At 65.0% G+C, this 24,338-nt stretch carries 27 protein-coding genes and 1 pseudogene; 19 read left to right on the top strand and 9 right to left on the bottom strand.

Annotated features, from left to right (window positions below):
- Positions 1-155: 155 nt before the first annotated feature.
- The 3 genes from ACX80U_RS06120 to ACX80U_RS06110 all read left to right on the top strand — a co-directional run bounded on the left by ACX80U_RS06120 (position 156) and on the right by ACX80U_RS06110 (position 2,121).
- Positions 156-500 carry an ANTAR domain-containing protein gene (locus ACX80U_RS06120; protein WP_133081772.1) on the top strand — a complete coding sequence of 115 codons (345 nt, stop codon included), beginning with the start codon at positions 156-158 and terminating at the stop codon, positions 498-500.
- 302 nt (positions 501-802) lie between these two features.
- Positions 803-1,102 (top strand): YegP family protein, encoded by a 300-nt coding sequence (locus ACX80U_RS06115; protein WP_244185979.1) that lies wholly within the window; start codon positions 803-805, stop codon positions 1,100-1,102.
- Positions 1,103-1,407: 305 nt separating this feature from the next.
- Positions 1,408-2,121, top strand: coding sequence for a VOC family protein (locus tag ACX80U_RS06110; RefSeq protein ID WP_208739602.1), 714 nt, complete (start codon positions 1,408-1,410; stop codon positions 2,119-2,121).
- Positions 2,122-2,207: 86 nt separating this feature from the next.
- On the opposite strand, the gene ACX80U_RS06105 is transcribed toward ACX80U_RS06110, so the two are convergent.
- Complete coding sequence (locus tag ACX80U_RS06105) at positions 2,208-2,501, bottom strand: hypothetical protein (protein ID WP_244185977.1); 294 nt, start codon at positions 2,499-2,501, stop codon at positions 2,208-2,210.
- Positions 2,502-2,621: 120 nt separating this feature from the next.
- Between ACX80U_RS06105 and ACX80U_RS06100 the strand changes: the two genes are divergently transcribed.
- The 9 genes from ACX80U_RS06100 (at position 2,622) to ACX80U_RS06060 (ending at position 11,245) form a co-directional block, all read left to right on the top strand.
- Complete coding sequence (locus ACX80U_RS06100) at positions 2,622-3,458, top strand: formate/nitrite transporter family protein (protein WP_459267773.1); 837 nt, start codon at positions 2,622-2,624, stop codon at positions 3,456-3,458.
- Between the two features lie 366 nt (positions 3,459-3,824).
- Positions 3,825-5,231 (top strand): MFS transporter, encoded by a 1,407-nt coding sequence (locus ACX80U_RS06095; protein ID WP_459267772.1) that lies wholly within the window; start codon positions 3,825-3,827, stop codon positions 5,229-5,231.
- A gap of 116 nt (positions 5,232-5,347) precedes the next feature.
- Positions 5,348-5,734: a PadR family transcriptional regulator gene (locus ACX80U_RS06090; protein ID WP_459267771.1), complete on the top strand. Its 387-nt coding sequence runs from the start codon at positions 5,348-5,350 to the stop codon at positions 5,732-5,734.
- On the top strand, positions 5,731-6,444 hold the full coding sequence (locus ACX80U_RS06085; protein WP_459267770.1) for a hypothetical protein: 714 nt from the start codon (positions 5,731-5,733) through the stop codon (positions 6,442-6,444). The genes ACX80U_RS06090 and ACX80U_RS06085 overlap by 4 nt, the downstream gene beginning before the upstream one ends.
- Before the next feature lie 477 nt (positions 6,445-6,921).
- Positions 6,922-8,154 (top strand): saccharopine dehydrogenase family protein, encoded by a 1,233-nt coding sequence (locus ACX80U_RS06080; RefSeq protein ID WP_459267769.1) that lies wholly within the window; start codon positions 6,922-6,924, stop codon positions 8,152-8,154.
- A 599-nt stretch (positions 8,155-8,753) separates the two neighbouring features.
- Positions 8,754-9,074, top strand: coding sequence for an ANTAR domain-containing protein (locus ACX80U_RS06075; RefSeq protein ID WP_459267768.1), 321 nt, complete (start codon positions 8,754-8,756; stop codon positions 9,072-9,074).
- Between the two features lie 320 nt (positions 9,075-9,394).
- The gene (locus tag ACX80U_RS06070; RefSeq protein ID WP_459267767.1) at positions 9,395-10,102 is read left to right on the top strand and encodes a PAS and ANTAR domain-containing protein; all 708 of its coding nucleotides are present in this window, start codon (positions 9,395-9,397) and stop codon (positions 10,100-10,102) included.
- 158 nt (positions 10,103-10,260) lie between these two features.
- Positions 10,261-10,413, top strand: coding sequence for a hypothetical protein (locus ACX80U_RS06065; protein WP_459267766.1), 153 nt, complete (start codon positions 10,261-10,263; stop codon positions 10,411-10,413).
- Positions 10,414-10,486: 73 nt separating this feature from the next.
- The gene (locus ACX80U_RS06060; RefSeq protein ID WP_459267765.1) at positions 10,487-11,245 is read left to right on the top strand and encodes a DUF7010 family protein; all 759 of its coding nucleotides are present in this window, start codon (positions 10,487-10,489) and stop codon (positions 11,243-11,245) included.
- Between the two features lie 32 nt (positions 11,246-11,277).
- On the opposite strand, the gene otsB is transcribed toward ACX80U_RS06060, so the two are convergent.
- Positions 11,278-12,054 (bottom strand): trehalose-phosphatase, encoded by a 777-nt coding sequence (gene otsB / locus ACX80U_RS06055; protein ID WP_459267764.1) that lies wholly within the window; start codon positions 12,052-12,054, stop codon positions 11,278-11,280.
- A 72-nt stretch (positions 12,055-12,126) separates the two neighbouring features.
- Between otsB and ACX80U_RS06050 the strand changes: the two are divergent.
- Positions 12,127-12,210, top strand: a pseudogene (locus tag ACX80U_RS06050) (class I SAM-dependent methyltransferase); the annotation flags it as partial.
- Positions 12,211-12,470: 260 nt separating this feature from the next.
- On the opposite strand, the gene ACX80U_RS06045 reads toward ACX80U_RS06050, so the two are convergent.
- The 3 genes from ACX80U_RS06045 to ACX80U_RS06035 all read right to left on the bottom strand — a co-directional run bounded on the left by ACX80U_RS06045 (position 12,471) and on the right by ACX80U_RS06035 (position 14,130).
- Positions 12,471-12,884: a VOC family protein gene (locus ACX80U_RS06045; RefSeq protein WP_459267763.1), complete on the bottom strand. Its 414-nt coding sequence runs from the start codon at positions 12,882-12,884 to the stop codon at positions 12,471-12,473.
- Positions 12,885-12,954: 70 nt separating this feature from the next.
- Complete coding sequence (locus ACX80U_RS06040) at positions 12,955-13,413, bottom strand: FAD-dependent monooxygenase (protein WP_459267762.1); 459 nt, start codon at positions 13,411-13,413, stop codon at positions 12,955-12,957.
- A gap of 57 nt (positions 13,414-13,470) precedes the next feature.
- Positions 13,471-14,130, bottom strand: a complete 660-nt coding sequence (locus ACX80U_RS06035; protein WP_459267761.1) for an FAD-dependent oxidoreductase — start codon at positions 14,128-14,130, stop codon at positions 13,471-13,473.
- A gap of 255 nt (positions 14,131-14,385) precedes the next feature.
- Between ACX80U_RS06035 and ACX80U_RS06030 the strand changes: the two genes are divergently transcribed.
- The 4 genes from ACX80U_RS06030 (at position 14,386) to ACX80U_RS06015 (ending at position 19,270) form a co-directional block, all read left to right on the top strand.
- Positions 14,386-15,426: an AAA family ATPase gene (locus ACX80U_RS06030; RefSeq protein ID WP_133081759.1), complete on the top strand. Its 1,041-nt coding sequence runs from the start codon at positions 14,386-14,388 to the stop codon at positions 15,424-15,426.
- Between the two features lie 476 nt (positions 15,427-15,902).
- Positions 15,903-17,297 (top strand): ABC transporter substrate-binding protein, encoded by a 1,395-nt coding sequence (locus ACX80U_RS06025; protein ID WP_459267760.1) that lies wholly within the window; start codon positions 15,903-15,905, stop codon positions 17,295-17,297.
- Between the two features lie 63 nt (positions 17,298-17,360).
- Positions 17,361-18,317, top strand: coding sequence for a carbohydrate ABC transporter permease (locus ACX80U_RS06020; RefSeq protein WP_459267759.1), 957 nt, complete (start codon positions 17,361-17,363; stop codon positions 18,315-18,317).
- Positions 18,314-19,270, top strand: a complete 957-nt coding sequence (locus ACX80U_RS06015; RefSeq protein WP_459267758.1) for a carbohydrate ABC transporter permease — start codon at positions 18,314-18,316, stop codon at positions 19,268-19,270. The genes ACX80U_RS06020 and ACX80U_RS06015 overlap by 4 nt, the downstream gene beginning before the upstream one ends.
- A 39-nt stretch (positions 19,271-19,309) precedes the next feature.
- On the opposite strand, the gene ACX80U_RS06010 is transcribed toward ACX80U_RS06015, so the two are convergent.
- Complete coding sequence (locus ACX80U_RS06010; protein ID WP_208740312.1) at positions 19,310-19,840, bottom strand: sigma-70 family RNA polymerase sigma factor; 531 nt, start codon at positions 19,838-19,840, stop codon at positions 19,310-19,312.
- A gap of 507 nt (positions 19,841-20,347) precedes the next feature.
- On the opposite strand from ACX80U_RS06010, the gene ACX80U_RS06005 reads away from it, so the two are divergent.
- Positions 20,348-21,094 (top strand): GAF domain-containing protein, encoded by a 747-nt coding sequence (locus ACX80U_RS06005; RefSeq protein ID WP_459267757.1) that lies wholly within the window; start codon positions 20,348-20,350, stop codon positions 21,092-21,094.
- Positions 20,980-21,414: a helix-turn-helix transcriptional regulator gene (locus tag ACX80U_RS06000; RefSeq protein WP_459267882.1), complete on the top strand. Its 435-nt coding sequence runs from the start codon at positions 20,980-20,982 to the stop codon at positions 21,412-21,414. The genes ACX80U_RS06005 and ACX80U_RS06000 overlap by 115 nt, the downstream gene beginning before the upstream one ends.
- Before the next feature lie 141 nt (positions 21,415-21,555).
- On the opposite strand, the gene ACX80U_RS05995 is transcribed toward ACX80U_RS06000, so the two are convergent.
- From ACX80U_RS05995 to nrdF, 3 genes are all read right to left on the bottom strand, one after another.
- Entirely contained in the window at positions 21,556-22,287 is a 732-nt protein-coding gene (locus tag ACX80U_RS05995) for a DinB family protein (RefSeq protein ID WP_459267756.1), read from the bottom strand.
- Positions 22,288-22,502: 215 nt separating this feature from the next.
- Positions 22,503-23,279 (bottom strand): ankyrin repeat domain-containing protein, encoded by a 777-nt coding sequence (locus ACX80U_RS05990; protein WP_459267755.1) that lies wholly within the window; start codon positions 23,277-23,279, stop codon positions 22,503-22,505.
- Positions 23,280-23,353: 74 nt separating this feature from the next.
- On the bottom strand, positions 23,354-24,328 hold the full coding sequence (nrdF, locus tag ACX80U_RS05985; protein WP_133081752.1) for a class 1b ribonucleoside-diphosphate reductase subunit beta: 975 nt from the start codon (positions 24,326-24,328) through the stop codon (positions 23,354-23,356).
- Positions 24,329-24,338 lie beyond the last annotated feature (10 nt).

The raw sequence follows: 24,338 nt of genomic DNA, 5'->3' as shown, positions 1-24,338 counted from the left end.
CAAGCCCCCGATGAGCAGAAATGCTTGACGAACACGGAAAGTGCGTGTCGCCTTCGGCCGTAAGGAAGTGCCGTGCGGTCGACATCGCATGAGAGAGTGTGGACCGGGGGAAGGATCTGGTCGGTCTCAGCCGCGATATCTCGAGGATCCAAGTGATGGGGAACGACCCGAATGACACGAATCGCCGAGGCGACCCGAACGAGCAGGACGAGCCTGCCGATCGGAGCGATGCGGGCACACCGGACGACGACGCGGCTCTCGAGCGGGTGACGGAGCGCCTGCGGGAGATGACCGAGAAGGTCGAACACCTGACGATGGGGATCGAGAGCCGGGATGTGATCGGGCAGGCCAAGGGCATCCTCATGGAGCGCTACGGCCTCACGGGCGAGCAGGCATTCGAAGTACTCGTCTCGGTGAGCTCGACCACGAACCTGAAGCTTCGTCAGATCGCCGTGGACCTGGTGGTCACCCGGACCCTGCCGGGGCTCCCCGAGCAGTAGCGGCCACAGCCCGTGCCCCGCCGGGCTCCGGCCCTCCCAGCGGCGCCCGAAATCGACGCACCGAAGATTCCGAGCGGCTGAGCAGAACGGAAAACCAAAAAAGCTAGGCTGATGAGCAAATGCATAAAGCAGAATCCTAGGGTGCTTGATAAACAGCCGGGTGAAAGCACCCCCGAGCCCGCTGACCCCTTCTGCGATTACTCGCCAGTACGAAATACGACGCCTACCATGGATGAATTGGGTGTGGCTGGGGTCACATAGGGGTAGCCCTATCCCGCTTCCGGGCCAGCCGGAAAGCAGCGTTGAATTCCGGTTTCGACGACGAGCCCGGGCAGTTCCTCTGCCTGGGTGACGAGGGGGTAATGATGGCCGGATCGTTCGAACTCTTCCGTGACGGAGGAATTTCCTTCAGGTTCAGGTTGAAAGGGCCCGACGGTACGGTTGTCGCCGTATCCGGGCCGTTCTCGGACAAAGTGTCGGCGGTCGAGGGTATCGACGCCGTTCGTGAGTGCGCGGGGACGGGGCTGATCACTGACCTCTGCCCACCGATGTCCCATGAAGCGATGGCATTCGACCCGGCGTCCTCCACCAGGGCGGCATAACGACCCCCTCGAAGCGCTCGCAGCGCCCGGCCAAGAATATGCCGGAGCTGCAGGCCGGACGCTATCAATAGGACGGCACGGTCCCCGACATCCCGTTCCGAGAGGCGAAACCGACAATAGCCCTTCTGCTGGCTGCGGTGCCCCGGAGCAATAGGATCAGGCGACGTCGAAGGGAGCGCATCGGCCGATCTGCAGGCACCCGAACTCGACCAGGACGTCGACATCACGTGATTCATCGTCAGCAATCGCGAGACCGACGTGTTCGTCCCTTGAGCCACGTGCCCGCCTGGCCTACGGTGGCCTGCATGTATCTGGAGAATCTCGTCGTCGACGCCGCGGAACCCCGGCGACTCGGCCGCTTCTGGGAGGCGGTGGTCGGCGGAGAGACACTCACGGACGAGCCCGGGGTGTACGAGACCAGGCTCAGTATCGAGGGTGGTCCGGTGCTGGATCTGTGCTTCCAGCGCGTCCCCGGCTCTCCCCCACCGCCGCGGCTGCACGTCGACCTTCGGGGCGGCTCCCGGCAGACGGAAGAGGTCGATCGGTTACTCGGGCTCGGTGCCCGGCACCTCGATGTGGGTCAGGGGGACGTGCCATGGGTGGTTCTCGCCGATCCTGAGGGAAACCCCTGCTGTGTCATGGACGAGCGGGCGGACCATGCCCGGACCGGGCCGATCGCGGCGCTGCCCCTGGACTCCGCCGACGCGGACCGGGACGCGCGGTTCTGGTCCTGGCTCACCGGCTGGATCCGGGTCCCGGGACGGTTGCCCACACTGCGCCACCCGTCGCTGCGGGGCCCGCTCCTCGTCCTCTGCCCTGAGCCGTCACCCAAGGGCACTGCGAAGAATCGGCTGCACCTGGACGTCAGGCTCGAGGATGGGGATGATCCCGACGACGTCGCGGCGGGCATCATCGAGCGGGGCGGCCGTGAACTACGCCCCGACTGGGGCGACCTGCCGTGGCGTATCTACGCCGATCCGTCGGGCAACGAACTGTGCGTGCTGCCGGCCCACTCCTGACAGCGGGCCTCACGCCGACACCGCCGGGATCACGTCGGGAATCCCGTTGCCGTAGTCCTGAGCTGCATCGATGTCCCCGAAGGTCGTCAGGCACTCCACCCGAGGACGGCGCCCCCGAACACCATCGCGCCGAACCACGTCACCACCGCGACGACAGGCACGAGGAGTAGCCGATAGGACCGGCGCAACGCCAACTTCACGCCGACACAGGTCAGCACCAGCCACCAGCCGAGGAACACTGCCAAAGCCCACAGCGGGGCGACGAGACCGCTGGTCAGGTAGAGATACCCGACCGCGAGCTGAGCGGCTGCGGCAAGAACGGCAGTCACCACGTACAGCGCGAGGCCCCCGCGGTCGAGTGCGGGCTCGGGATAGTGCACACCCGCAGTCTAGTCGGGCCGTTGGGAGACACTGTCGTGGTGGGGAGAGGACGCAGGCCGTGGCCTCGGGGATCGTGAAGCTCATCCTCCCAGCGCCCCACCCAGGCACAGGAAGGCGACATGAGCGAGGACCGCAGACGGGAACTGGGTGCATCAGATGCCCCGGTCGAGGACGAACTGAAGGAGTCCTTCGACAAGACGATCGAAGAAGGCGCCGAAAGACTCCATCGCACCACGAGGAACATCCTCGTGACCGGTGTCTTCGGAGGGTTCGAGATCGGCCTCGGCATCATGGCCTATCTGGCCGTCATGCACGAGACGGGAAACCACCTGCTCGCCGGCCTCGCCTTCAGCGTCGGCCTCGTCGCGCTCCTGTTGGCGCACAGCGAGCTCTTCACCGAGAACTTCCTCATGCCGGTCGCCGCCGTCGTCGCCAGAGAGGGAAGCATCGCCCAGCTCGGAAAACTATGGGCAGGCACCCTCGTGGCCAACCTGGCCGGTGGGTGGGTTTTCGTCTGGATCGTCATGCAGGCCTTCCCGGAGTGGACCGACACGGTCAGCGAGAGCGCACACCACTACGTCGACGCGCCCTTCTCCCTGCAGACCGTCGCCCTCGCCGTCCTCGGGGGAAGCACCATCACCCTGATGAGCCGCATGCAGCAGGGCACGAACAACGACGTCGCCCGAATCGTCGCCACCGTCATCGGCGGATTCCTCCTGGCGGGACTCCAGCTGTTCCACTCCGTCCTCGACTCGCTGCTCATCTTCGCCGCCATCCACGCCGGCGCCGACATCAGCTATGGGCAATGGCTCGGCTGGTTCGGCTACACGCTGCTCTTCAACATGCTCGGTGGACTGGTACTGGTCACTCTGCTCCGGCTCGTTCGTACCAAGGAACTCCTCGAGCAACGCAGGAGCGAAGCCCCGGATGACCCGGAAGCACCCCACGACCGATAGCAGGACTCCGCACGGACACGAAGCCCTGCCCGCGGATGATCAGGGTGCTTCCGGTGCACGACGGCGTGGCCCTTGCCGCGGTTGATGAGCAAGCGGTTTCGGGGCGTCGTGTGGATGGTCGCCAGAACGGCGACGGAGATGATGTCGGCTTTCCTCGAGCCTCGGACCGGACTGCTTCGATCCCGAGTACGTCCGGGTTGACTCTTATACCCCCCGTGGGTATAAAGGACAGCGTATACCCCTTAGGGGTATTTTAAGAACACAGCGACCCTGCAGGAGCGCCCCATGCCCACGACGTCACCCACCTCCCGGCCTGCCGACGGGTCTATCCCTGAAAAGAGTCGGAAGCTCGGTCTGGCGTTGTTGGTGGACGCGAGCACCCAGCTGATGCTGGTCCTCGATGATTCGATTGCGAACATCGCCCTGCCGTCGATCCAGAACGAGCTCGGCATCCCCTCTGCGAGTCTGCCCTGGGTGATCAATGCCTACATCCTGGCGTTCGGCGGTCTGCTGCTCTTCGGGGGAAGGCTCGGGGACCTCTTCGGGCGGCAGCGGGTCCTGCAGATCGGCATCGGCATGTTCACCCTCTCGTCTCTTGTCGCGGGAATCGCGCCCGCCGGTCCCGTCCTCGTCGCGGCCCGCGCGGTGCAGGGACTCGGCGCGGCGCTGACTGCACCGAACGCCCTCGCCCTGATCACCACGACCTTCCCTGCCGGCGAGGCACGGAACAAGGCACTTGCGCTGTACGGGGCCATGTCCGGCCTCGGCGTGACCGTGGGACTACTCCTGGGAGGTGTGCTGACAGGGACGCTCGGTTGGCGCTGGGTGTTCTTCATCAACCTCCCCATCGGACTCGCCCTGCTCGCCGGCACCCGGATCCTCGTCGACGCACCCCGGCACACCGGGCGACTCGACGTCCCCGGAGCAGTCACGGGGACCGGCGGGATCGCCGCCCTGGTCTTCGCCATCATCCACGGAGGTGAGCAAGGCTGGGATGTCCCGGCGACACTGATCGCGTTCGCCCTGGCCGCCGTCCTGCTGCCTGCGTTCGTCATCATCGAAGCCCGCAGCACGGACCCGATGCTCCCGTTGCGCCTGTTCCGGGACCGCAACCGGACCGGTTCCTATCTCGGCATGCTGTTCATCAGTTTCGGGCCCATGGGCACCTTCTACCTGCTGACCCTCCACATGCAGCACATCCTCGAATACGGCGCGGTCCGCACCGGACTGGCCTGGCTGCCCTTCGGCGCCGGCATCATCATCTCCGCCGACCTCGCCTCGAGACTCGTCCTCCGCTTCGCTCCCCGCACTGTCGCAGCCGCCGGGATCCTCGTCTCCACCGCCGCCATCCTGTGGCTGTCGACCATCACCCCGACCTCCGGGTACGTCCAGCATCTCATGGTCGGCATCTTCGCCGTCGCCGTCGGATTCGGGTTGAGTTTCGTGCCACTGACCCTCACCGCCGTGACCGACGTCCGCCCCGAAGACTCCGGGATCGCCTCGGCTCTCCTCAACGCAGCCCAACAGATCGGCGTCGCCCTCGGCATCGCAGTCCTGTCCACCGTCAGCGTCACCGCGACAGAAAACCGAATCCCGAATGCGCTCACGGTCCTTCACCAGGCCCGGGCAACGGGCGATACCGGTACTGCCGCGACCACGAGCCAGGCCATCGTCGACGGCTACACTACGGCGTTGAGCAGCGGAGCACTCATCCTGGCCGCAGCCGCACTCGTCGTCACCCTCATGGTCACCGCCCGCCCCCACCAGCGCTGACATCTCATCCAAAGCCTTCAGGATCAGCGACGGCGCCCGGCCGCGATCGAGCGGCACCCGGTGCAGAACGATGCGGCAGGCTTTACAGGCTAACTACTTAGAGAGACAATCTAGCCATGGAAGTTTCAGCTGCAGATCCGCGAGTCGCGGCAGGTGTCGAATGGCCCAGCGACTGGCTCAGAGCCACGCTGGGTTTCCTCGCGCTTCGCGCCTTGTCCGCCGGGCCCTCCTACGGGTACGCGATCATCAGCGAACTGGAGCGACATGGCTTCGGGACCATCAAGGGTGGAACCCTGTATCCGCTTCTCACCCGGTACGAGGCAGCGGGCCTGGTGACCACGGAGTGGCGGGCCGGCGAGGGCGGTCCAGGCCGCAAATATTTCGCCCTGACCGATCAGGGCCGCTCCGAACTCACTCGTCTCGGTGCTGACTGGGAGCGCTTCGTCGAGACAAGTGTGCAGTACCTCGATCCCGCACGATCAACAAAGGGGACCTCCGCATGAGGCAGCAGACCAGCGACAAGAAGTGGTTCGACCAGCTCGTCATCGAGCTCCGGCTACGCCAGGTACACGGGAGCGCCATCGGGGACACCGTCGCGAGCGCCAGGGAACTCCTCGGCGACACCGGCCAACAGGCCGACGAAGCGTTCGGGCCCGCGCGTGATTACGCTGCAGCACTCGAACTCCCCTCCGCGCCCCGGAACGACTGGGTGCGGGATGCGCTCTGGCCATCGCTGCTCGGACTCCTGGCCTTCCTGCTCTTCAACCAGGCAGTCGTGTCATGGACCCGGTCCGAGCTCTTGCTCGTCTCCCCGGCGCAGCTGGCCCTCCTCGCCACACCAGTGGTGCTCGTAGCCTTCCTGCCGCTCTATCTCGACGCCGTCATCCGCCGGATCTGGGTCGGCATCGGCATCAGCGGTATCTGCGCGCTGGCAGGAATCCTGTCGGCCTTCGCTGCCCCTGACGATCGTGCCGAGGCATGGCTGGCAATCGACCCGGTGCCCTGGCTCATCGGCAGCGCCCTGGTCATGGTGGCACTCTCGGTCAGGAACACCGCCCGGTCGTCCCTCTCGACGGACGACGAGATCATCGATCCACGCTCGGGTACCGCGGACGCCACCGGAACGGGTGCGAGAGTCCTGGTCCAGGTCACCAACTGGCTGTTCCCCCTCCTCGCCCTCGTCATGCTCGGCCTCGCAGTCGCACTCCGCTAGCACTGTCCGGGCGACCGGAACGACTACTGCTGCGGGGCTATGCGCCAGTATGGACATCCCTCGGACGATCGAGCGCAGGCGCCAGGGCTCGGATGACGACAGCGGCGCCGATGAGAGTTGTACCCATGGGTATCAACGCCCAGCGGACCAGCGTCAGAACGATGTCCACTGCTCCTACCCCGATTGCTGCAGTCGGCCCCACGGCCTCTGTGAGCAGACCGAGTAGCTGAGGAAGGAGAACCAGCACGAATCCGCCGGCCACAACGAGGATGACGCCCCACTGAACACACTTCTTCGCTGTCGATTCCACTGTTCCCCCGAACGAAATTTCTAGTTGTCCGCTGATCCTAGTGGCCAGGAGTGGGGAAGGAACAGGTGATCCGCGAGCCAGGTGCAGAATCGTCGGGTCCTTCTGCCACAGGCGAGGTCGACACCGCTCCTGTGTCGGTCCGATCGCTGCCATGGAAGACTGCTGGCATGAATGCCCCAGCGCGCGATCACGACCTCGTCCTCTTCGGTGCCACCGGCTTCGTCGGCGAACTGATCGCCGGCTACCTCGCGGTCCACGCTCCACCGGACCTGCGCGTGGGACTCGCGGGGAGGTCGAGGGAGAAGCTCGAGGCGGTACGGCGCAGGCTGCCTGCTGCTGCGCGCGACTGGGCCCTCATCGAGGCCGACTCGGAACACCCTGCGACGCTCGCCGCGCTGGCTGCGGACACCCGGGTCCTCTTCACCACGGTGGGTCCCTATGCGAAGTACGGGCTCCCGGTCGTCGAGGCATGTGCCCGCGCCGGCACGCACTACGGGGATCTGACGGGTGAGGTGTCCTTCGTCCGCGAAGCCATCGATCGCTTCGACGCTTCGGCGAGGACCACCGGTGCACGGATCGTCCATGCGTGCGGTTACGACTCCGTCCCCTCGGACCTCGCGGCGCTCCTCCTGCACCAGGCCGCGGAGTCCGACGGCGCAGGCGGACTGACCGAGGTCCAGCTCGTGGCGACGGCCAAAGGTGGCTTCAGCGGCGGCACCATCGAGTCGATGCGTGGGCAGCTCGATGCAACGCGGTCGGACCCCGTGCTGCGATCACTGCTGGGCGATCCCTACTCCCTCGCTGCGGATCGGGCGGCGGAGCCTTCGACCCGGCAGCCGTCGGATCTGGGGTGGGTCGGCCGCTCGGAGGACGGCCTGTGGACCGCACCCTTCGTCATGGCGTCGGTGAATACGCGCATCGTGCGTCGCAGCAATGCCCTGCAGGGTTGGGCCTACGGTCGGACCCTGCGGTACGGGGAGGTGATGGGCACGCGGCGTGATCCCGCAGGCGCCCTCCTCGCCGGAGCGATGGCGCTCGGCCTGCGGGTGTTCGGAGCCGCGATGGCCTTTCCTCCGACGCGGAAGCTACTGGACCGGGCCCTACCCGCCCCGGGCACCGGCCCGACCGAGGCTGTACGGACCTCGGGCTGGTTCCGTTCCGAGGTGACCGCGTCGACGGAGAGCGGCCGGCGGTACCGCGCTGTCGCAGCCGGCCCGGGCGACCCCGGATACGCCGCCACCGCCGTCATGGCCGGGGAGGTGGCGCTCTCACTCGCGCTCGACGGCGACCGCCTGCCGCCCGCCGCAGGATCGCTGACCCCGGCGACCGCCCTCGGCGACGTCCTGGTGCAGAGGCTGCGCACGGCGGGCCATACCTACGACGTCACGCCCCTCACCTGACGGACGAAGTGCCTCCCTGCCGACAAGCCTGCGACCGATGCCGCGACGCTGGCGCTGTGGCTGGACGGAGAGAGGCCCGAGGCCGAACCACGCGCCCTCGGAGTGCCGGACGAGAACGGCAGAGAAAGCGACAGAACCCACTCTTCGTCCCGATTATTCTGCAACGAGGGGCAGTGCCAGGTCGCCGGCAGCACGCAGCGCACGAACGACGGCAGCCTCTGCTCCCGAGCTGAAGGTCCTCCCATCGAACGCATCGTCGATCAGGACCTCGATCCGAGGATTCCGATGCCTGGATAACCCGTATCGTTAGGTGCACACGGCCCGAGTGCTCGCAGCATGTGCGCTCTTGGAAGGTGATGTCCGGCCTGTAGCAGAGCGGGCCTGCCAGCCCGGCGAAAGCGCCCAGTGCTTCGCCTTACTCAAGCAGGTTGATCATGCCAGCACACGACCCTCAGGGATCGGGACCGAATCCTCCACGGCCACCGGCCGATACACTCCCCTTCCTGGATGCGGGAAGCTCGCCAGGTGGAGGTGCGGTACCTGCCGCCATGGGAAGCATCGCGGATCTACCACCCGGGTCGTTACGACTGATCTCCGGGATGGTGGACCTCACGGCGGACTTCCACCCGGAACGGCGCCCAGCACGTGGAGCCACCGGTGACGGAACGACGACCGAACTACGCCTGGTTCTCCAACGCCTGGCTGAAGTGACCGACAAAGTCGAGCACCTCACCCGTGCGATCTCACGCCGGGACGTGATCGAGCGAGCCGCGGGAATGTTGATGGAGCGGTACGGGCTCACCAGTGAGCAGGCACTCGAGCTACTGGTCGCGACGAGTTCGGCCGGTAACAGCAAGTTGGCTGCCGTCGCCGCTCATCTGACAGCCACAGGGGTCTTGGAGCAGCCGCCACAGCCTTGACCCACCCTGACAACGATGGATCGCGGCATGCGTCCCACGGCTGCAGTGGCAGGCAAAGCTTGAGCGAGAGCACGGGTGATGTTGAAAGTCTGCTGCGCATACTGGACGTACGCCTGAAAGATGTTCCGTGCTTCATCGCGCGGGGCTCAGCCGGCCACACCGACGGGCCTCGTGCACGAACGTGGGATCTCCTTCACAGGTCAAGCAGCTGGACTGTGAAGGGGAACCGAACATGGACGAGTAGGGACGGGGTCGGTCGGACTCATCAACCGGTCAAGAAGCCGGCCGGTTCTCTTGTCGCGTCGAAGGACCCTTCACCAGTGACCACCACTGCTTCCTCGTCCCAGGAAACCCCTGCGATGCCGGCACACACGTCCGGGGGCGGAGCTCATTCCGTCGAGACGGTCGAGTATTTCATCAACTGCCCGACCGGCATCGTGGAGCACTACTTCGAATCCCCCGCACTGCACTGGTCCGACGAGTTGTACCGCATCCACGGGTACGAACGCGGCGAGATCGTACCGACCCTCGACCTCGGCATCTCCCACTTCGAGCCGGCCGATCAGGACGCGGCCAGGTCCCTGTGGGAGAGCCTGTTGAGCAAGGGTGGTCCGCGCTCGGCGTACCTGTCCCTGCGAGATGTGACCGGAAAGGCCCGCAAGGTGTTGATCTCGGGCGACTACATCCTCAAAGAGGGCGAACACGGCAGTGAGCCCATCGGGGTCTGGGCTCTGGTCGTGGATCTGACCAGGTCCATCCACACGGATACGCACCGATTGGCGAATGAAGCGGTAGCCGCGTCGGCCGTGAAGCGCAGCGTGATCGAGCAAGCCAAGGGCATTCTGATGGCTCGAGGCGGGCTGACAGCATCTGAAGCCTTCGATCGGATCAGGCAGCGGAGTCAGCTGACCAACCGGAAGGTGATCGCCATCTCGCAGGACATCATCGATCGCACTCACCACCTCAACCAGCAGAGCCGGCCTGAACTCCTTACCCGGGCATTGCTGGATCTGTTGCCGACACCCTGAACTGTCCCACCCACTCCTTCCGGGACCTGGCACTTCACCGGTGCTCGACGGCGGACTGCCGGCTCCTGCGGTGTCCTGGAAGCTGTCGACTCCACGCCTACTGGGCCTGCCTGTACCGCGTTCTTGTATAAGGGGCCCTTTCAGGATTGGATCGTTTCATGAACCCGACCCGGATCAACACGAGCGCCTTACCGGAGAACCTTGCACTCCTGATCACAGGTATCGGCGTGGCGGCCGTCATCGTGGTGGTGGCGTGTGCGGTCGTGATGCATTACGTCGACAGGTCCAAGGAACAGCGTTCCAAGCAGTAGGTCGGAAGATTGGGTCCGATCCACGCTGCGCAACCTACTGATCGCCATCAGTAGCCGAGGGCTGGGGTGAGCCATGACGACCATCGTCGAGCCACAGTGGCGCGAACGATCCGGTACGTCCGGGAACCAGTCGTCGATCCAGCTCCTCGGTTCGATCACGACGGCAAGAGACCGCAACTGGAATGTCGCTCCCGACCACGAGATCGACGCATTCCGTGCCGTCCGCTCTCCCACGAAAGGTTGTCCGGTGGCCCGCAACAGCAGCATGACGTCATCTCCCGTCGACTCACCTCCCCGCTTCATCGACCCGAGGCGATGGGGAACCCTGATCGGATTGTTCGGTGCAGGTGTCTTCGTCTTCTCGTACACGACGGGATTCGCAGGGTTCACGACGGTGGCCGCACGCATCCTGGTCATCGCTGCAATCACCGGCACGCTCTGGTTCCTCTTCGGCTCTCCGCGCTTCCTCGGCCCGTTCAGTGCTCCTCGTGGTCGGCACATCGAGATCTACCTGCTGTGCGTGATCATGGAATTCGCGCTCATAGCCTTCGGCACGGGACGGCTTACATCGGTAGGGAAACCAGAGCTTCAGCCCGCGCTGATCGCCCTGGTCGTCGGTCTCCACTTCATACCCTTCGCCTGGGCCTTCAGGGAACGTATGTTCTACACGCTCGGTTCAGTCCTTGCCCTCCTCGGTGGTGCTGGTCTGCTCATCGGCACAGGAACCAGCGCACTGACAGCGGCGGTGGGAGCTGGGCTCATGATGTCGCTCATCCTGCTTGCCTACAGTCTGGGGATGTTCGCGGGCCCGCGACCGGGAAATGATCGATAGCAGGCACTGATGCCGCTGGGTTCTCCCGCTCGCTATCGGATGGCGTTGTCGAGTCGCTGCAACCATGACTGGAAATTCTCGGGGCCGTCGAAGTGGGCACCGGGTAGTCTGCTCACGTCCGGAGCCATGTCAGGGCCATCGACGACGAGCGTGTAGCCCCCTGCTGAGGTTGCCACGTCGAAGGCAGGCAGGTCGCCCCGATCATCACCCGCGTACGCGACGGTCTGCAGTCTCCAGGTGCTGATGATGTGTTGGAGTGCTGTGCCTTTGTCCTGCTGCAGGGGCATGCGGAGTTCCTCCACGAATTTGCCGGGTTCGCGCCGCAGCGCGTGAGTGTCGATCACTTCCTGAAGGAGCGGAGTGATCAGCTTCGTCGCGACATCGCGGTCTGGTGCACGCCGCCAGTGAACGGCGACTGCGAGGGATTTGTCTTCGACGTATACACCCTCGACACCGTCCAACTCCCGGTGCAGCGTCGCGGTGGCTTCTTCGACGGCGTCCATCCATTGTCGGGCTTCGGGAACGACTTCGATGCCGTGATCAGTGAGGTGTTCGAGACCGTAGGAACCATACAGTTCTACCCCTGGGATGGTTGCCCGCGCAGCGAGGAAGCCGGCCGGGCGTCCGGAGAGGAGGGCGACGACCGACAGCTTGGTCGCCAGACTCCCGAGGATCTCCTCGGTACCGTCCAGTAGCTCGCTGGCATCAGGATCATCGGTGATCCGGGAGAGGACACCGTCGAAGTCCATCACCAACCCGGCGCTCTCGTTCGTCGCCAGAGCTTGCACTACGGAGGTCTCCAGGTCCATGTATCCACCCTAGACCGACGGCGTCACGCACCATTCGCGTGGACGATCCTCGATCCGGGATGCGGAACGGGAATGCTCACCGTGACTCCCGCAGGTGAAGGACGGGACGTCGTGGGTGTGGACCCGTCGCCCACCATGCTCTCCTACGCACAGCACAGGGATGGAGCCGACACCGTCGAGTGGATGCTGGGTGACAGCGGAAGCATTCCACCTGGGCGGTCTCGATATCGAGGCCACCTACGGGACCCGGAAGCGGACGCCGTTCGACGACACCTGCCCCCTCATCATCCTGATCGCAAGAGCACTCTGAGGATTTGTGTGCCGTTCACTCAGCGGCCTGCTTCGACCTGCGCACTTCGAGGCGCTCCACAGGCACGACGAGAATGTGCACCTGACGGACGAACATCGATGCTCGCTCAGGCTACGAAGATGCAGAACGGATGACCAGCGGGATCGGCGTAGACGTATAACGGCTCGTTCGGGTCGTCCGTACGATCGAACCGAAGCTCTGCACCCAGTGCCAGTGCCCTGGAATGGTGATGCTCGAGCGCTTCCCGGTCAGGAACGGTCAGATCGAGGTGAATCTGCATCGGCACATCGGGCCTGGGCCAGGTCGTCCGCTCCAGGTGGTCGACCTGCTGGAAAGCGAGGGTGCTGCTTCCCTGCCCGTCCGTGAGAACGAGCCAATCGACATCATCACGCGTGCCCTCATCCGCGGGCTCGTCTCCTGGCCGGTAGTGGAGCCCGAGGAGTTGTCGGTAGAACTCCGCCAGCCCTCGCACATCGGTCGTGTCGAGAACCGTCTGCAGTATCCGAGGGAATCCGGTCATGAGCCGAGACTGACGTTCAACGGACACGAGTTGTGGTCTTCGGAGAACACCGCCGGTGACGTGTGCGTGCTCACGCCGTGGCTCTCCACGTGAGGACCGAGGCTCCTGCTTTCGTTGCAGGTCCGGCGGGCACCGCCCTCATCAGGGTGTTCCGCACAGTGATTCCGATCCTGCTCTGCACGTCAGCTCCGACCTGCCCGGCGCGGCGCGATCGGCTGATCATTTTCTGGGTGCGCGGGCGGCGGAGTGCGTCGAAAGAGCGCACAGCGGATTGCAGGGGCACTCCCTCCTTGACGCGTCGACCGATCAGAAGCCCGGTGCATGCGCCGTCCTCCAGGGAGGAGTTCGCCCCTTGCCCCATGGTGGGGATCATGGCGTGTGCCGCGTCGCCGATGAGCACCACCCGTCCGAAGATGTAGGTCCGAAGGTTCGGGGGGAGGTCGTAGACGTCGTGACGCATGACTCGATCGCCCGGGGTGAGTTCGATGAGGGGTCGTACGGGGTCCGCCCAGTTCCTGAAATGGTGCATGGCGGCGGCCTTTTCATCCGGCCGACGATGGCCTTCCTTCGAAGAGGTGTACCCGTATCAGTACACCTGGGCAGCTCCGATACGCACCGCTCCGAACTCTGTTCCCGGGCCCCATCTGACGATGAAATCCTCCGTCACAAGTGCCGAGTCGGCGACGATTCCGCGCCATGACGACTTACCACTGAATCGGGGCCCTGTTCCAGGAGCAACGAGGCCCCTGACAGTGCTGCGAAGACCGTCAGCCCCGATGACGAGGTCGGCGTCATGGGATACGGCACCCTTCGCGCTGACACAGCCCACTCGCGCCGTGGCTCCGCCCGGTGAACCCGGAGCGACGCTGACGACGCGGGTACCGCTCATCAATACGGCCCCGTGGGCAGCGGTCAGCAACGAGTCATGGAGGTCTTGTCGGTGGATCCCGTAGACCTCCTGGTCCGAACCTGACGCACGCGGTACGCGCAGCAACCATGAGCCGTGTTCATCCGTGGTGCCGGCCATCCGCACCCGGTAACCGGCATCGCGGACAGCGGTGTCGACGCCGATGGATGCCAGTGCCGACATCCCATTAGGAGTGATTGTCAGGCCTGCACCGACCTCGGTGAAGGCTCGCGCCTGCTCGAGCACGGTCACCCTCCAGCCCTCGTGCAGAAGGGATACCGCCGCAGCCAGACCTGCAATGCCCCCGCCGACAACTACTGCACGGTGCTCGACCGTCATGACAACACCTTTCAACTTGCCTCCACCAACCGGAGCCTACGCCGAGCAGTCTCCGATCAGGGTCAGGGGAACGCGGAGCGAGCAGAGCAGCAAGCTCTCACCTCGAACGGTAGCCGTGCTCCTGCTCGCAGTTCTGGTGCGGTAGCTTGGAGGCAATCCCGACGAACCGATGCATGGGCCGCTTCCGCGGCAACTCGTCAGGCCACTCACCGCAATCTGTCGACTCCTTGCTTTTCCGTCGCTCAGGAGATACTCATGGCCCCAAGCCGCAATCCACTCGATGACCTGCGCGAGACGCTCGGCCATCTCACGGACCAGCTCAAATCTTCGGGGTCGGACCGCGTCGAGGACCTGCGCGGCGAGTACTTCCCGGCGCGTCCCGGTCCCGCTCGCCCGCTGGCCGAGGTGCAGGCCGAACTCGACGCCCTGGTCGGGCTGGACACCGTCAAGGAGCAGGTGCGAGCGCTCGTCGCCCTCCTGCAGGTGCAGGCCCGTCGCAAGGCCCACGGCCTGCCGGAGGTCGCTACCTCCCAGCATCTGGTGTTCCTCGGGAACCCGGGCACCGGCAAGACCACCGTGGCGCGTCTCCTTGCCGAGATGTACCGCGCTGTCGGGCTGCTGCAGAAGGGACATCTCGTGGAGGTGGACCGGTCCGGCCTCGTGGGGCAGTACGTCGGTGCGACAGCCATCAAGACGGACCGCGTGATCCGGCGTGCTCTGGACGGCGTCCTGTTCATCGATGAGGCGTACGCCCTGACCCCGGAGGACGGCCGCATGGACTTCGGTCCTGAGGCCATCGAGGTCCTGCTCAAGCGGATGGAGGATCATCGTCACCGCCTCGTGGTCATCGTGGCCGGATACCCGCAGCTGATGGAGGCGTTCCTCCTGTCGAATCCCGGCCTGCGGTCGCGCTTCGCGCGGGAGATCACGTTCCCGGACTACTCGATCGACGCGCTCCAGACGATCTTCCACCAGATGCTCGCCCAGCACGAGTACGTCCTGGCGCCGGGGGCTGACGACATGCTGCGTCGCATCTTCTCAGGTCTCCATGTCGGTGAGGACTCGGGCAACGCCCGTTTTGCCCGGACGTTGTTCGAGCAGGCGCTGAACCGGCAGGCGCTGAGGCTGTCACTCGATGAGGGCCGCGACTTCGATGCGCTTGACCGGGAGGACGTCATGACGCTCACCGCGGACGATCTCGTCGAGGCTGCGCAGGCGCTGGGCGGCGAGCCGGAGCCGGAGCCCCGACCCGAGCCGGAGCCGACGCACTGGTGGAACTGGCGGACCTGGCCGTAGCCGGCAAGGACCGCTTGGATCAGTCCCAAAGATCCTCGTGCCCTACCGGTTCATCGTCCAGCCATTCCCCATCGAACCGCCACTGCAAGCCAGGAACCAATCGTCGATCGGCCCAGCACGAACCAGCCGTCGTCTCTTCCGATTCCGTGTCGCTGAACGGAGAGTTATGAGACTTCCTCGACCGGTCGGGAGCAACGCTGTCTTCATCGACTCACCCTGAAGCGTCGAGTCCATCAACAGTCGAAGCGTGGCCGCGGAAGTGCTTCGACACGGGAGCGTCGAAGTGCCGCACGCCCGCCGCCAACGGGTCCGTTGCAGGGCTGGTTGAGCCGACCCCAGACGTGATCCTGGTGCAGCTGTTTCCATCGACGACGGTTGGGTGTTGAATGAGCGCACCCCTTGCCGGGTCCGCGGGACGGTGTTCAGCCGACCGAATGGAGCAGAAGTTGTATCGGAATCTATGGATGGAAGAGGACATGATGCAGCGACGACACAATGGTGTGTATTCGTTCCTCGCCGTGACGCTCGTGGCGCTCACTGCGTGCTCGGGAGGATCCGGGGAAGAGTCTCCGGATCCTGATTCGCTGACGGTGTGGACGACGGAAGACCTGCCGGACCGGGTGGCTTCCCAGCAGGCCATCATGGATCGCTTCACCGAATCGTCCGGGGTCCAGGTGGAACTCGTCGCGATTGCGGAAGATCAATTGACGTCCGTGCTGTCCTCCTCGGCTGCCTCGGGTGAGCTACCGGACGTCATTGGAGCGCTCTCCCTGAACGGGATGAATCAGCTCTTCACCGATGGACTGCTGGACACATCGGCTGCGGCAGCGGTCGTGGAGGAACTCGGTACGGATACCTTTTCCGCCCGCTCCCTCGAGCTGACCTCGTCGGAGGACCAGCAGCTGTCGGTCCCCAGCGATGCATTCGCTCAACTCCTCTTCTACCGGCAGGATCTGTTCGACCAGGCGGGGCTCGACGTCCCGAATTCCTATGAGGCGATAGAGGCCGCCGCCGAAGAGCTGAACTCCGATTCCCTGGCCGGCATCGTCGCCGCCACGGCACCCGCTGATTCGTTCACCCAGCAGACGTTCGAACAGTTCGCGCTGGCGAACGGATGCGAATTGGTGGACGACGACGGCAACGTCACGCTGGACAGCAGCCAGTGCCGGGATGCCTTCACCTTCTACTCGGATCTCCTGCGCGACTATTCCGTGCCCGGCAACCAGGACGCGGACACCACACGAGCGAGCTACTTCGCGGGCGAAGCGGCGATGACCGTCTGGTCGTCGTTCCTCCTCGACGAACTCGCGGGGCTGCGCAGCGACGCCCTGCCCACGTGCCCGGAGTGCGCGGACAACCCCACCTTCCTTGCCGAGAACACCGGTATCGTGACCGCCATCAAGGGTCCCGACGGCGATGAGGCTGCCGGGTACGGCGAGGTGGTGTCGTGGAACATCCTCAACGACGCATCGCCCGCCGCGCAGGAACTGGTCACCTTCATGATGGGCGACGGATACCAGGACTGGTTGGCCGTCGCCCCCGAAGGAAAAATCCCTGCACGGTCGGGCACCGCTGACAATCCCACCGAGTACGCCGATGCGTGGCAGGGACTCGAGGCCGGTGTCGACACCAAGGCCTTGCTGTCCTCGGTCTATCCCGCCGAGACGCTCGACGAGATCACCCAGAGCACCGACCGTTTCAGGCGATGGGGCATCCCCCAGGGCCAGGGCGCGCTGGCCTCGGCGGTCAGCGGACAGTTCATCGCCCCGCAGATCATCGCATCCATGGTCAGTTCGGGCACCAGCGGCGAGGACGCGGCGAACCAGGCCCAGGACGAGGCCGAGACGCTGAAGAACGATCTGGGCCAGTGACGTTCGTGGGCCCGCAATGGGTGCACCGCGTGTCCGCCACGGGTCACCACTGAGGAGCAGGAGATGACGTCGACTCCCACGTCCCGCCGGCGGACGCTGTCACAACGGGACGCCCGCACGGGGATCCTCCTGATGTCCCCCACCCTGTTCATCGTGCTCGCCGTCGTGGTCCTGCCGCTGGTGTGGTCCATACTGATCGCGTTCCAGCAGTTGAGGCTGCTGGAAATCGGTACGGCGAGTCCATTCCGGCCTCTGACGACGGCCAACTTCGAACGGGTGTTCGCCTCGGGCGAGCTCTGGGTGAGTCTTGGTACGACCTTCGTCTATACCGCGGGCTCGGTATTGCTATCCATCACCCTGGGCCTGATCGCCGCGATAGCAGTGCGCAAGCCCTTTCGAGGCAGGACCTTCGTCCGGGCAGCGTTCCTCCTGCCCTACGTGGCTCCGGTCGTCGCCGTCACCTTCGTGTGGCGCACCATGCTGAGTCCGCAGTTCGGCATCGTCAACGAAGCGGGGCAGTCAGTGTTCGGGTGGGCACAGCCCATTCCCTTCCTTTCCGAAGCGCAGCGCACCCTCGAGGTCCTCGGTGCGGAGTTCCCGATACCGACCGCACTGTTGACCGCGATCGCGTTCGAAGGGTGGAGGTACTTCCCGTTCGCTTTCCTGTTCCTGATGGCGCGACTCGAGGCACTGTCGGCCGAGACGGAAGAAGCGGCACTCGTGGACGGCGCCACACCTCTTCAGTCCTTCCGCTACATCGTCCTGCCGCAACTCATGCCGGTCATCGCCCTCCTCGCGATCCTCCGGACCATTTGGACGTTCAACGAATTCGACGACATCTTCCTGCTCACCGGCGGAGCAGCCGGTACGGGCGTTGCCAGCGTCCGCGTCTACGAATTCCTCACCGTGCAGCGCAATGTCGGAGCGGCATCAGCACAGTCCCTCATCCTGTCCCTGGTCCTGATCGTGATGCTCGCCCTCTACATGGCACTGCTGCGCAAGCGAGGAGAACGACTATGAGTACGCCTGCTGCACAGACCCGACCCGACGCCCACAGCACCCCGGTGCCGACCAGCCGCACGGCGCAGTCACCGCCCCGGCGTCGCCCGACCCGCTATGCGCTCGAACGGAGGATATTCGCCGTTCTGAGGTGGGTCGTGATCGCCGGCTTCCTCCTCGTGACTCTGCTGCCGTTCTACTACATGGTCCTGCTGTCGCTGAAGCCGATCGAATCACTGCTACGCGACCCCGCATCCGTGATCGTGACACCCGCGGAGTTCACCCTCAGAGCCTATGAACAGGTACTCACCCCCGTATCAGCAGGCGGCCAGGGATTCGGGACCTTCCTGCTCAACAGCGCCTTCGTCGCCATCAGCGCAGTCATCCTGTCCCTGATCGTCGCCGTCCCCGGTGCGTATGCGGTGGCACGTCTGCCCTTCTTCGGGCACCGGCAGGTGAACGCCCTGTTTCTCGCGGCGTACCTCTTTCCTGCCATCGTCATGGCCATCCCGCTGTTCGTCCTGTTCACTCGTCTGGGACTCCGCGGCTCTCTCGTGGGCCTGGTGCTGGTCTACATCGCCCAGACAGTACCCGTCGCCATCTACATGCTGCGCAACTACCTCGAGACGGTTCCCGTATCCGTCGAGGAAGCCGGTCTCGTGGACGGGCTGAGCCGCTTGGGCGTGCTCCGCCGCATCAGCCTGCCTCTCATCACACCCTCCATCATGGCTACCGGGCTGTTCATCTTCATGATTGCGTGGAACGAGTTCCTCTTCGCGCTCCTGTTCCTCGTGGAGAAACGTGAAGCCTGGACCGTTTCGCTGGGCTTGTCCCAACTGTCCGGAAGTGCGGAGATCCCCACGACGGTCCTCATGGCGGGCTCGGTGGTCCTCACGTTGCCCATCCTGATCGTGTTCTTCTCGACAGAACGTCTTCTCACCGGCGGGCTGACCGCCGGCGCAGAAAAAGGCTGATCACGCACCTCGCCGGCAGGCCTTCCGGGTGGACCTTGGTCAGGATGGCTCTTTGTCGTGCTGCGTCTCCAATTCCCTGCGCAGTTTCCTCATTCCGTCGCGGATCCGCGTTTTCGCCGTGGGGGCGGGGATCCCGAGGTGCTCGGCTACTTCGTTGTAGGTCAGGTGGGAGAAGTACGCAAGGGAGATGGCTTGATGCTGCAGTGGTGACAGGACGGACATGGCGGCCTGCACATCCGCTGAGTTCTCCCGTTCCAGGACTGTTTCTGCGACCTCATCGAAGCCGGTGTCCCAGTTGCGTCGCCCCCACTTCTCATCGCGGGCCCGGCGGGTAGTGTCCATCCGAAGCCGGTCCACCGCTCGGCGATGCGCGAGGGTCATGAGCCAGGACACCGGGTGGCCGAGCTCCGGCCGGTAGCGATCGCCCTGCTCCCACACCATCAGGAACACCTCCTGGGTCACCTCCGCGCAACTGTCGGGGTTCTGCAGTGTCTTGCGCACCATCCCGTAGACCCTGCGCGCGCACTGCTCGTACAAGATCTGGAAAGCCTCCGGATCCTTGGACCCCACAGCGACGAGAACAGCAGCGAGATCCAGTGATGCATCCCCCGCACCCCGAAACGGGCCGCGATGAGCGGTGCTGGGACGGTAAGAGCTCCGCGGTTCGAGAGTGGAGCCACGGACGGAGGGAGGCGAGGTGGAGGAAATGGCGGGGCTTCCTGACTGAGACCGGAACCGGAGCGCTCGTGCCGCCGCTCCACAGTTGAAGAGCTACGCCCTTCGCCCTGAATGTAATCTGTTCCACCACGCACGTCCACCGAACACACCAGTCTCAGCTGTCACAATGGCCACCGCGGTTGCGCCAGCCCAGCCTGCCATGCAGGTCATCATGACTGTACGAAGCACTGATACTGTTCGGGGCGCGGTCGATCCTGCAGCGGGCGACGTGCCGTCGCCCGCGCGTACTGGTTTAATGAGCAGGTTCGCTGTCAGGGCAGGCAGCGCCGACGAGAGCAGAATTGCACAGGCAGAACAGGTGGAGGCATTGGAATGCGTGGAGGACCGCAGCGAGCGCTGATGATCCAGGCCATCGCCGCTGCGGCGCTGACGATGGACGTCATCACGGACCGGTACCTCACCTCGGGCGGCGCCGCGTCCCCTGAAGCCGTCAACAAGTACCTGAGCGGCCTGGGCGACCTCCCGTCCCGCGAAAGCGATCGACTCGCCGATACCGTGAACGACCTCGGCCGGAAGTCACCAGCTCTGCCGGTTCCCTATCGGGCGGAAGACACCGCCGGCGATTCTCCTGAACAATCACGACGCTCTCTCGGAGCCTCCGGCGCATTTCTGCTCTCCGACTCAGAACAAGAACAAGCACGCATCGACGCCGTCACCCGCACGAACCTTCTCGACACACCTCCCGAGGAACGGTTCGACCGCATCACCCACACTGCGCAACGGCACTTCGAGGTCAGCACCGCGATCGTCACCCTCATCGACGACAAACGGCAATTCCTCAAGTCGGTCGTCGGCCCGGTAGAGCAGAACATGCCCAGAGCCCGGTCATTCTGCAACACCACCATCCGGACCCCTTCCCCACTCATCGTCCGCGACACCTTCCACGACGAACATTTTCGGTGGAACCCGCTCGTCCTCGGAGAGCCCTTTATCCGCTTCTACGCCGGATACCCGCTGCGAAGCCCTGACGGCTGGATCATCGGTACCCTCTGTGTCATAGACCAGCACGTACGCACCTTCTCAGACGCGGACGAGCACTCCCTGCGCCGCCTCGCGGAGATCACCGAACACGAACTCGCCGCCTGACCGAGCTCTCCCACCCCCCACGCTTCCTGCACCGGTCAAGGGCGTGTTCATCCTCGGCAAGCGTCGGAGAACCTTCGACGAGCAACCTCACCCGCTGGCGCCTGACACCCGCCGGCGACCTCCTGCAAACGCCCGACACCAGCGTGGCCCAGATCGCCCGCAGCGTCGGCTACCCCAACGCCTACTCCTTCAGCACAGCCTTCAGGAGACAGGTAGGCGTCACACCATCCGAGTTCCGCCGACACCGCGCGGTCCTGCCAGCCGGGCTTGGGTGTGGTGTTGAGGTGAAGATCCAACGCGATGCCTTCGGGGGTGGCTGAGACCACACCCTTGAAGGTGGCGCAGTTGCCACATAGGCACTCCAGGGACTCCAGCTCACTGGCCCCCACTGTTCCGTGTTCGGCTGTGACGGCGGGGTATCCCTTTCGTCGGGGTCTGGCGGGTAGGGGCGGTCCACCGGCTCAGCCTATGCGAGCGAGATCACGTCGGATGTAGCGCAGGTGCGCCCACTCCTCCTCCAGGATCACGCGGATGCAGTCACCGACGCTGGGACGCCAGTCGTCGCCGCCCCACGGGTTCTCACGTTCTTCCGCGAGCAGGTCCGTCGTAGCCGTGGCCAGGAAGTCGGTCACCTGTCCCTGTCGTTCGGCCCGGACGTCGAGGATCTCCTCGTACGTCGGCGGGTCAGCGCGGAAGATCGACATGTCGAAGCCCATCTGGTCGGCGCCGGTGAAGATCTGCCCGAGTTCGTGGAACGGCTGCTGGATCTGCAGGATCCCGCCGCGGAGCCAGGCGTCTGTCGCCAGGATGAGGTGCCGTAGGGTCTGGGCCAGGGACCACTCGTCCTCCACATGGGCATCGACCAGGTCCTGCGGCGTGCCCGTCACCGTCTCCTGCCACGCGGACTGCACCGCCATCCACCCCTCGCGGAGGCCTGCGGGCGTCCGGGCCTTCTGCAGCTCGCGGCCCGGGAACTGCCGGTTGAGTTCGGCGTCCACGAGCGGCACCACGTCGACGCCGTTGACGAACAGGCTGCCGAAGAACAGGTCATGACTGTCGATGTCGAGTCCGTCCACGTCGACACCGCGCATCGTCACACCACTGACGTCGGAGAATCGTAGGGTGGCGCCCTTGAAGTTCGCTTTGACGAAGGTCGCGCCCTCGAATTCCTTCGTGCCGGAATAGGTCGTCATCGCTCCATTATCAGCGCCGCCGGGGACACTTCGAGGCTGGGACAACACAGCGCGCGATCCTTCGAGGCATACAGGCGAGCAGGTGTTCTGGTGGCCCAGGCTACGACGGCGCCGGGCCGGGCCCACGTGCAGTCGTAGCCGTCGCGCACGATGTCCTCTGGATCAGCTCGTCGTCGGTGTGGTCGATCGATTCCGCTACGGCCCGGCACCTCCTATCAGGAGGATCGGAGCAGGTCGGCAATGGCCGTGAATTCCAGCCGCTCCGCGTTCTGCAAAGCCGTTCTGCCCTCGACATCCCGGATGTCGGGATCTGCTCCCGCTTCCAGGAGCTGACGCACCACCTCCACCTGGTTCGGCCCACCGTCGTTGAGCAGGATGGCTTCCTGGAGTGCGGTCCAGCCGAGGTTGTTGACATGGTCCACATCGGTACCGGCGGCAATAAGGATGCTCACCGTCTCGACATAGCCGTGCTCACTCGCCGGAATCAGGGCTGTTCCCCCGGATCGGTTGGTGCTCCGCACGTCAGCCCCAGCGGCAAGCGTCAGTTGCAGGACCTCGTTGAACCCCTCCGCTCCCGCGTACAGGAACGCGGAATCCTGGAGGTCGTCCTTGGCGTTGACATTCCCGCCCGCGTCGATGAGTTGGCGGACCCGGGTGGGATCATTCGCTTTCGCAGCAAGGATCAACTGACGGTCGACGTCCGCCTGGTCCTCGGGTGAGAGCGCCGGTGGCTCGAAGGGCGACACCGTCGCTGACGGCAGGGGCGCGTCGGGCGGCGGGTTCGACGGCGTGACCGGCGTGGTCGGCCGCGACGGCGGCTCGGTCAGCACCGTGGGAGGAGCCCCGGACCGGGACGGCCGGCCCTCCGTAGCCGTCCCGGTCCGGGTCTCCTCCGACGAAGACGAACCTCCGTCCACCGGTGCGCACCCGGCCAGAACCAGGCCCGCGAGGAGGGTCGTCATCGTCATGGTCCAGAGGACCGGCGCACGCATGCGCAACGTCGATATCTCCCGGGCGGTGAGACCGCCCGGGTGCGACCCTCCGGCGCGCGAACGACGCCGGAGGGTTAGAAGTCCCAGTCCTCGTCCTCGGTGTTCACGGCCTTGCCGATCACGTACGAGGAGCCCGATCCGGAGAAGAAGTCGTGGTTCTCGTCGGCGTTCGGGGACAGCGCCGAGAGGATCGCCGGGTTCACATCGGTCACGGACGACGGGAACATCGCCTCGTAGCCCAGGTTCATCAGCGCCTTGTTGGCGTTGTAGTGCAGGAACTTCTTGACGTCCTCGGCCAGGCCGACGGAGTCGTACAGGTCGTGCGTGTACTGGACCTCGTTCTCGTACAGCTCGAAGAGCAGCTCGAACGTGTAGTCCTTGAGCTCCTGGCGGCGCTCCGGCGTCGCGCTCTCCAGCCCGCGCTGGAACTTGTACCCGATGTAGTACCCGTGCACGGCCTCGTCACGGATGATCAGGCGCACCAGGTCCGCGGTGTTCGTGAGCTTGGCGCGCGAGGACCAGTACATCGGCAGGTAGAAGCCGGAGTAGAACAGGAAGCTCTCGAGCAGCGTCGAGGCGACCTTGCGCTTGAGGGGATCATCGCCGCGGTAGTAGTCCGTGACGATGTTCGCCTTCTTCTGCAGGTTCACGTTCTCCGTGGACCAGCGGAAGGCCTCGTCGATCTCCTTGGTGGAGGCCAGCGTGGAGAAGATCGAGGAGTAGCTCTTGGCGTGCACCGACTCCATGAACGCGATGTTCGTGAGCACGGCTTCCTCGTGCGGCGTGACCGCGTCGGGGATGAGGCTGACGGCACCGACGGTTGCCTGCACGGTGTCGAGCAGGGTGAGGCCGGTGAAGACGCGCATGGTGAGCGTCTGCTCCTCCGGCGTCAGGGTCGCCCACGACTGCACGTCGTTGGACAGCGGCACCTTCTCGGGCAGCCAGAAGTTGTTCACCAGGCGGTTCCAGACGTCGACGTCCTTGTCGTCCTGGATGCGGTTCCAGTTGATGGCCTGGACCTGGTCGACGAGCTTCAGCTTCTCGCTCATGGTGTGTTCC

The organism is Arthrobacter sp. TmT3-37 (assembly GCF_054510835.1).
Note: the sequence above shows the minus strand (reverse complement) of the source record. Positions and strands in the feature narration are given on the sequence as shown.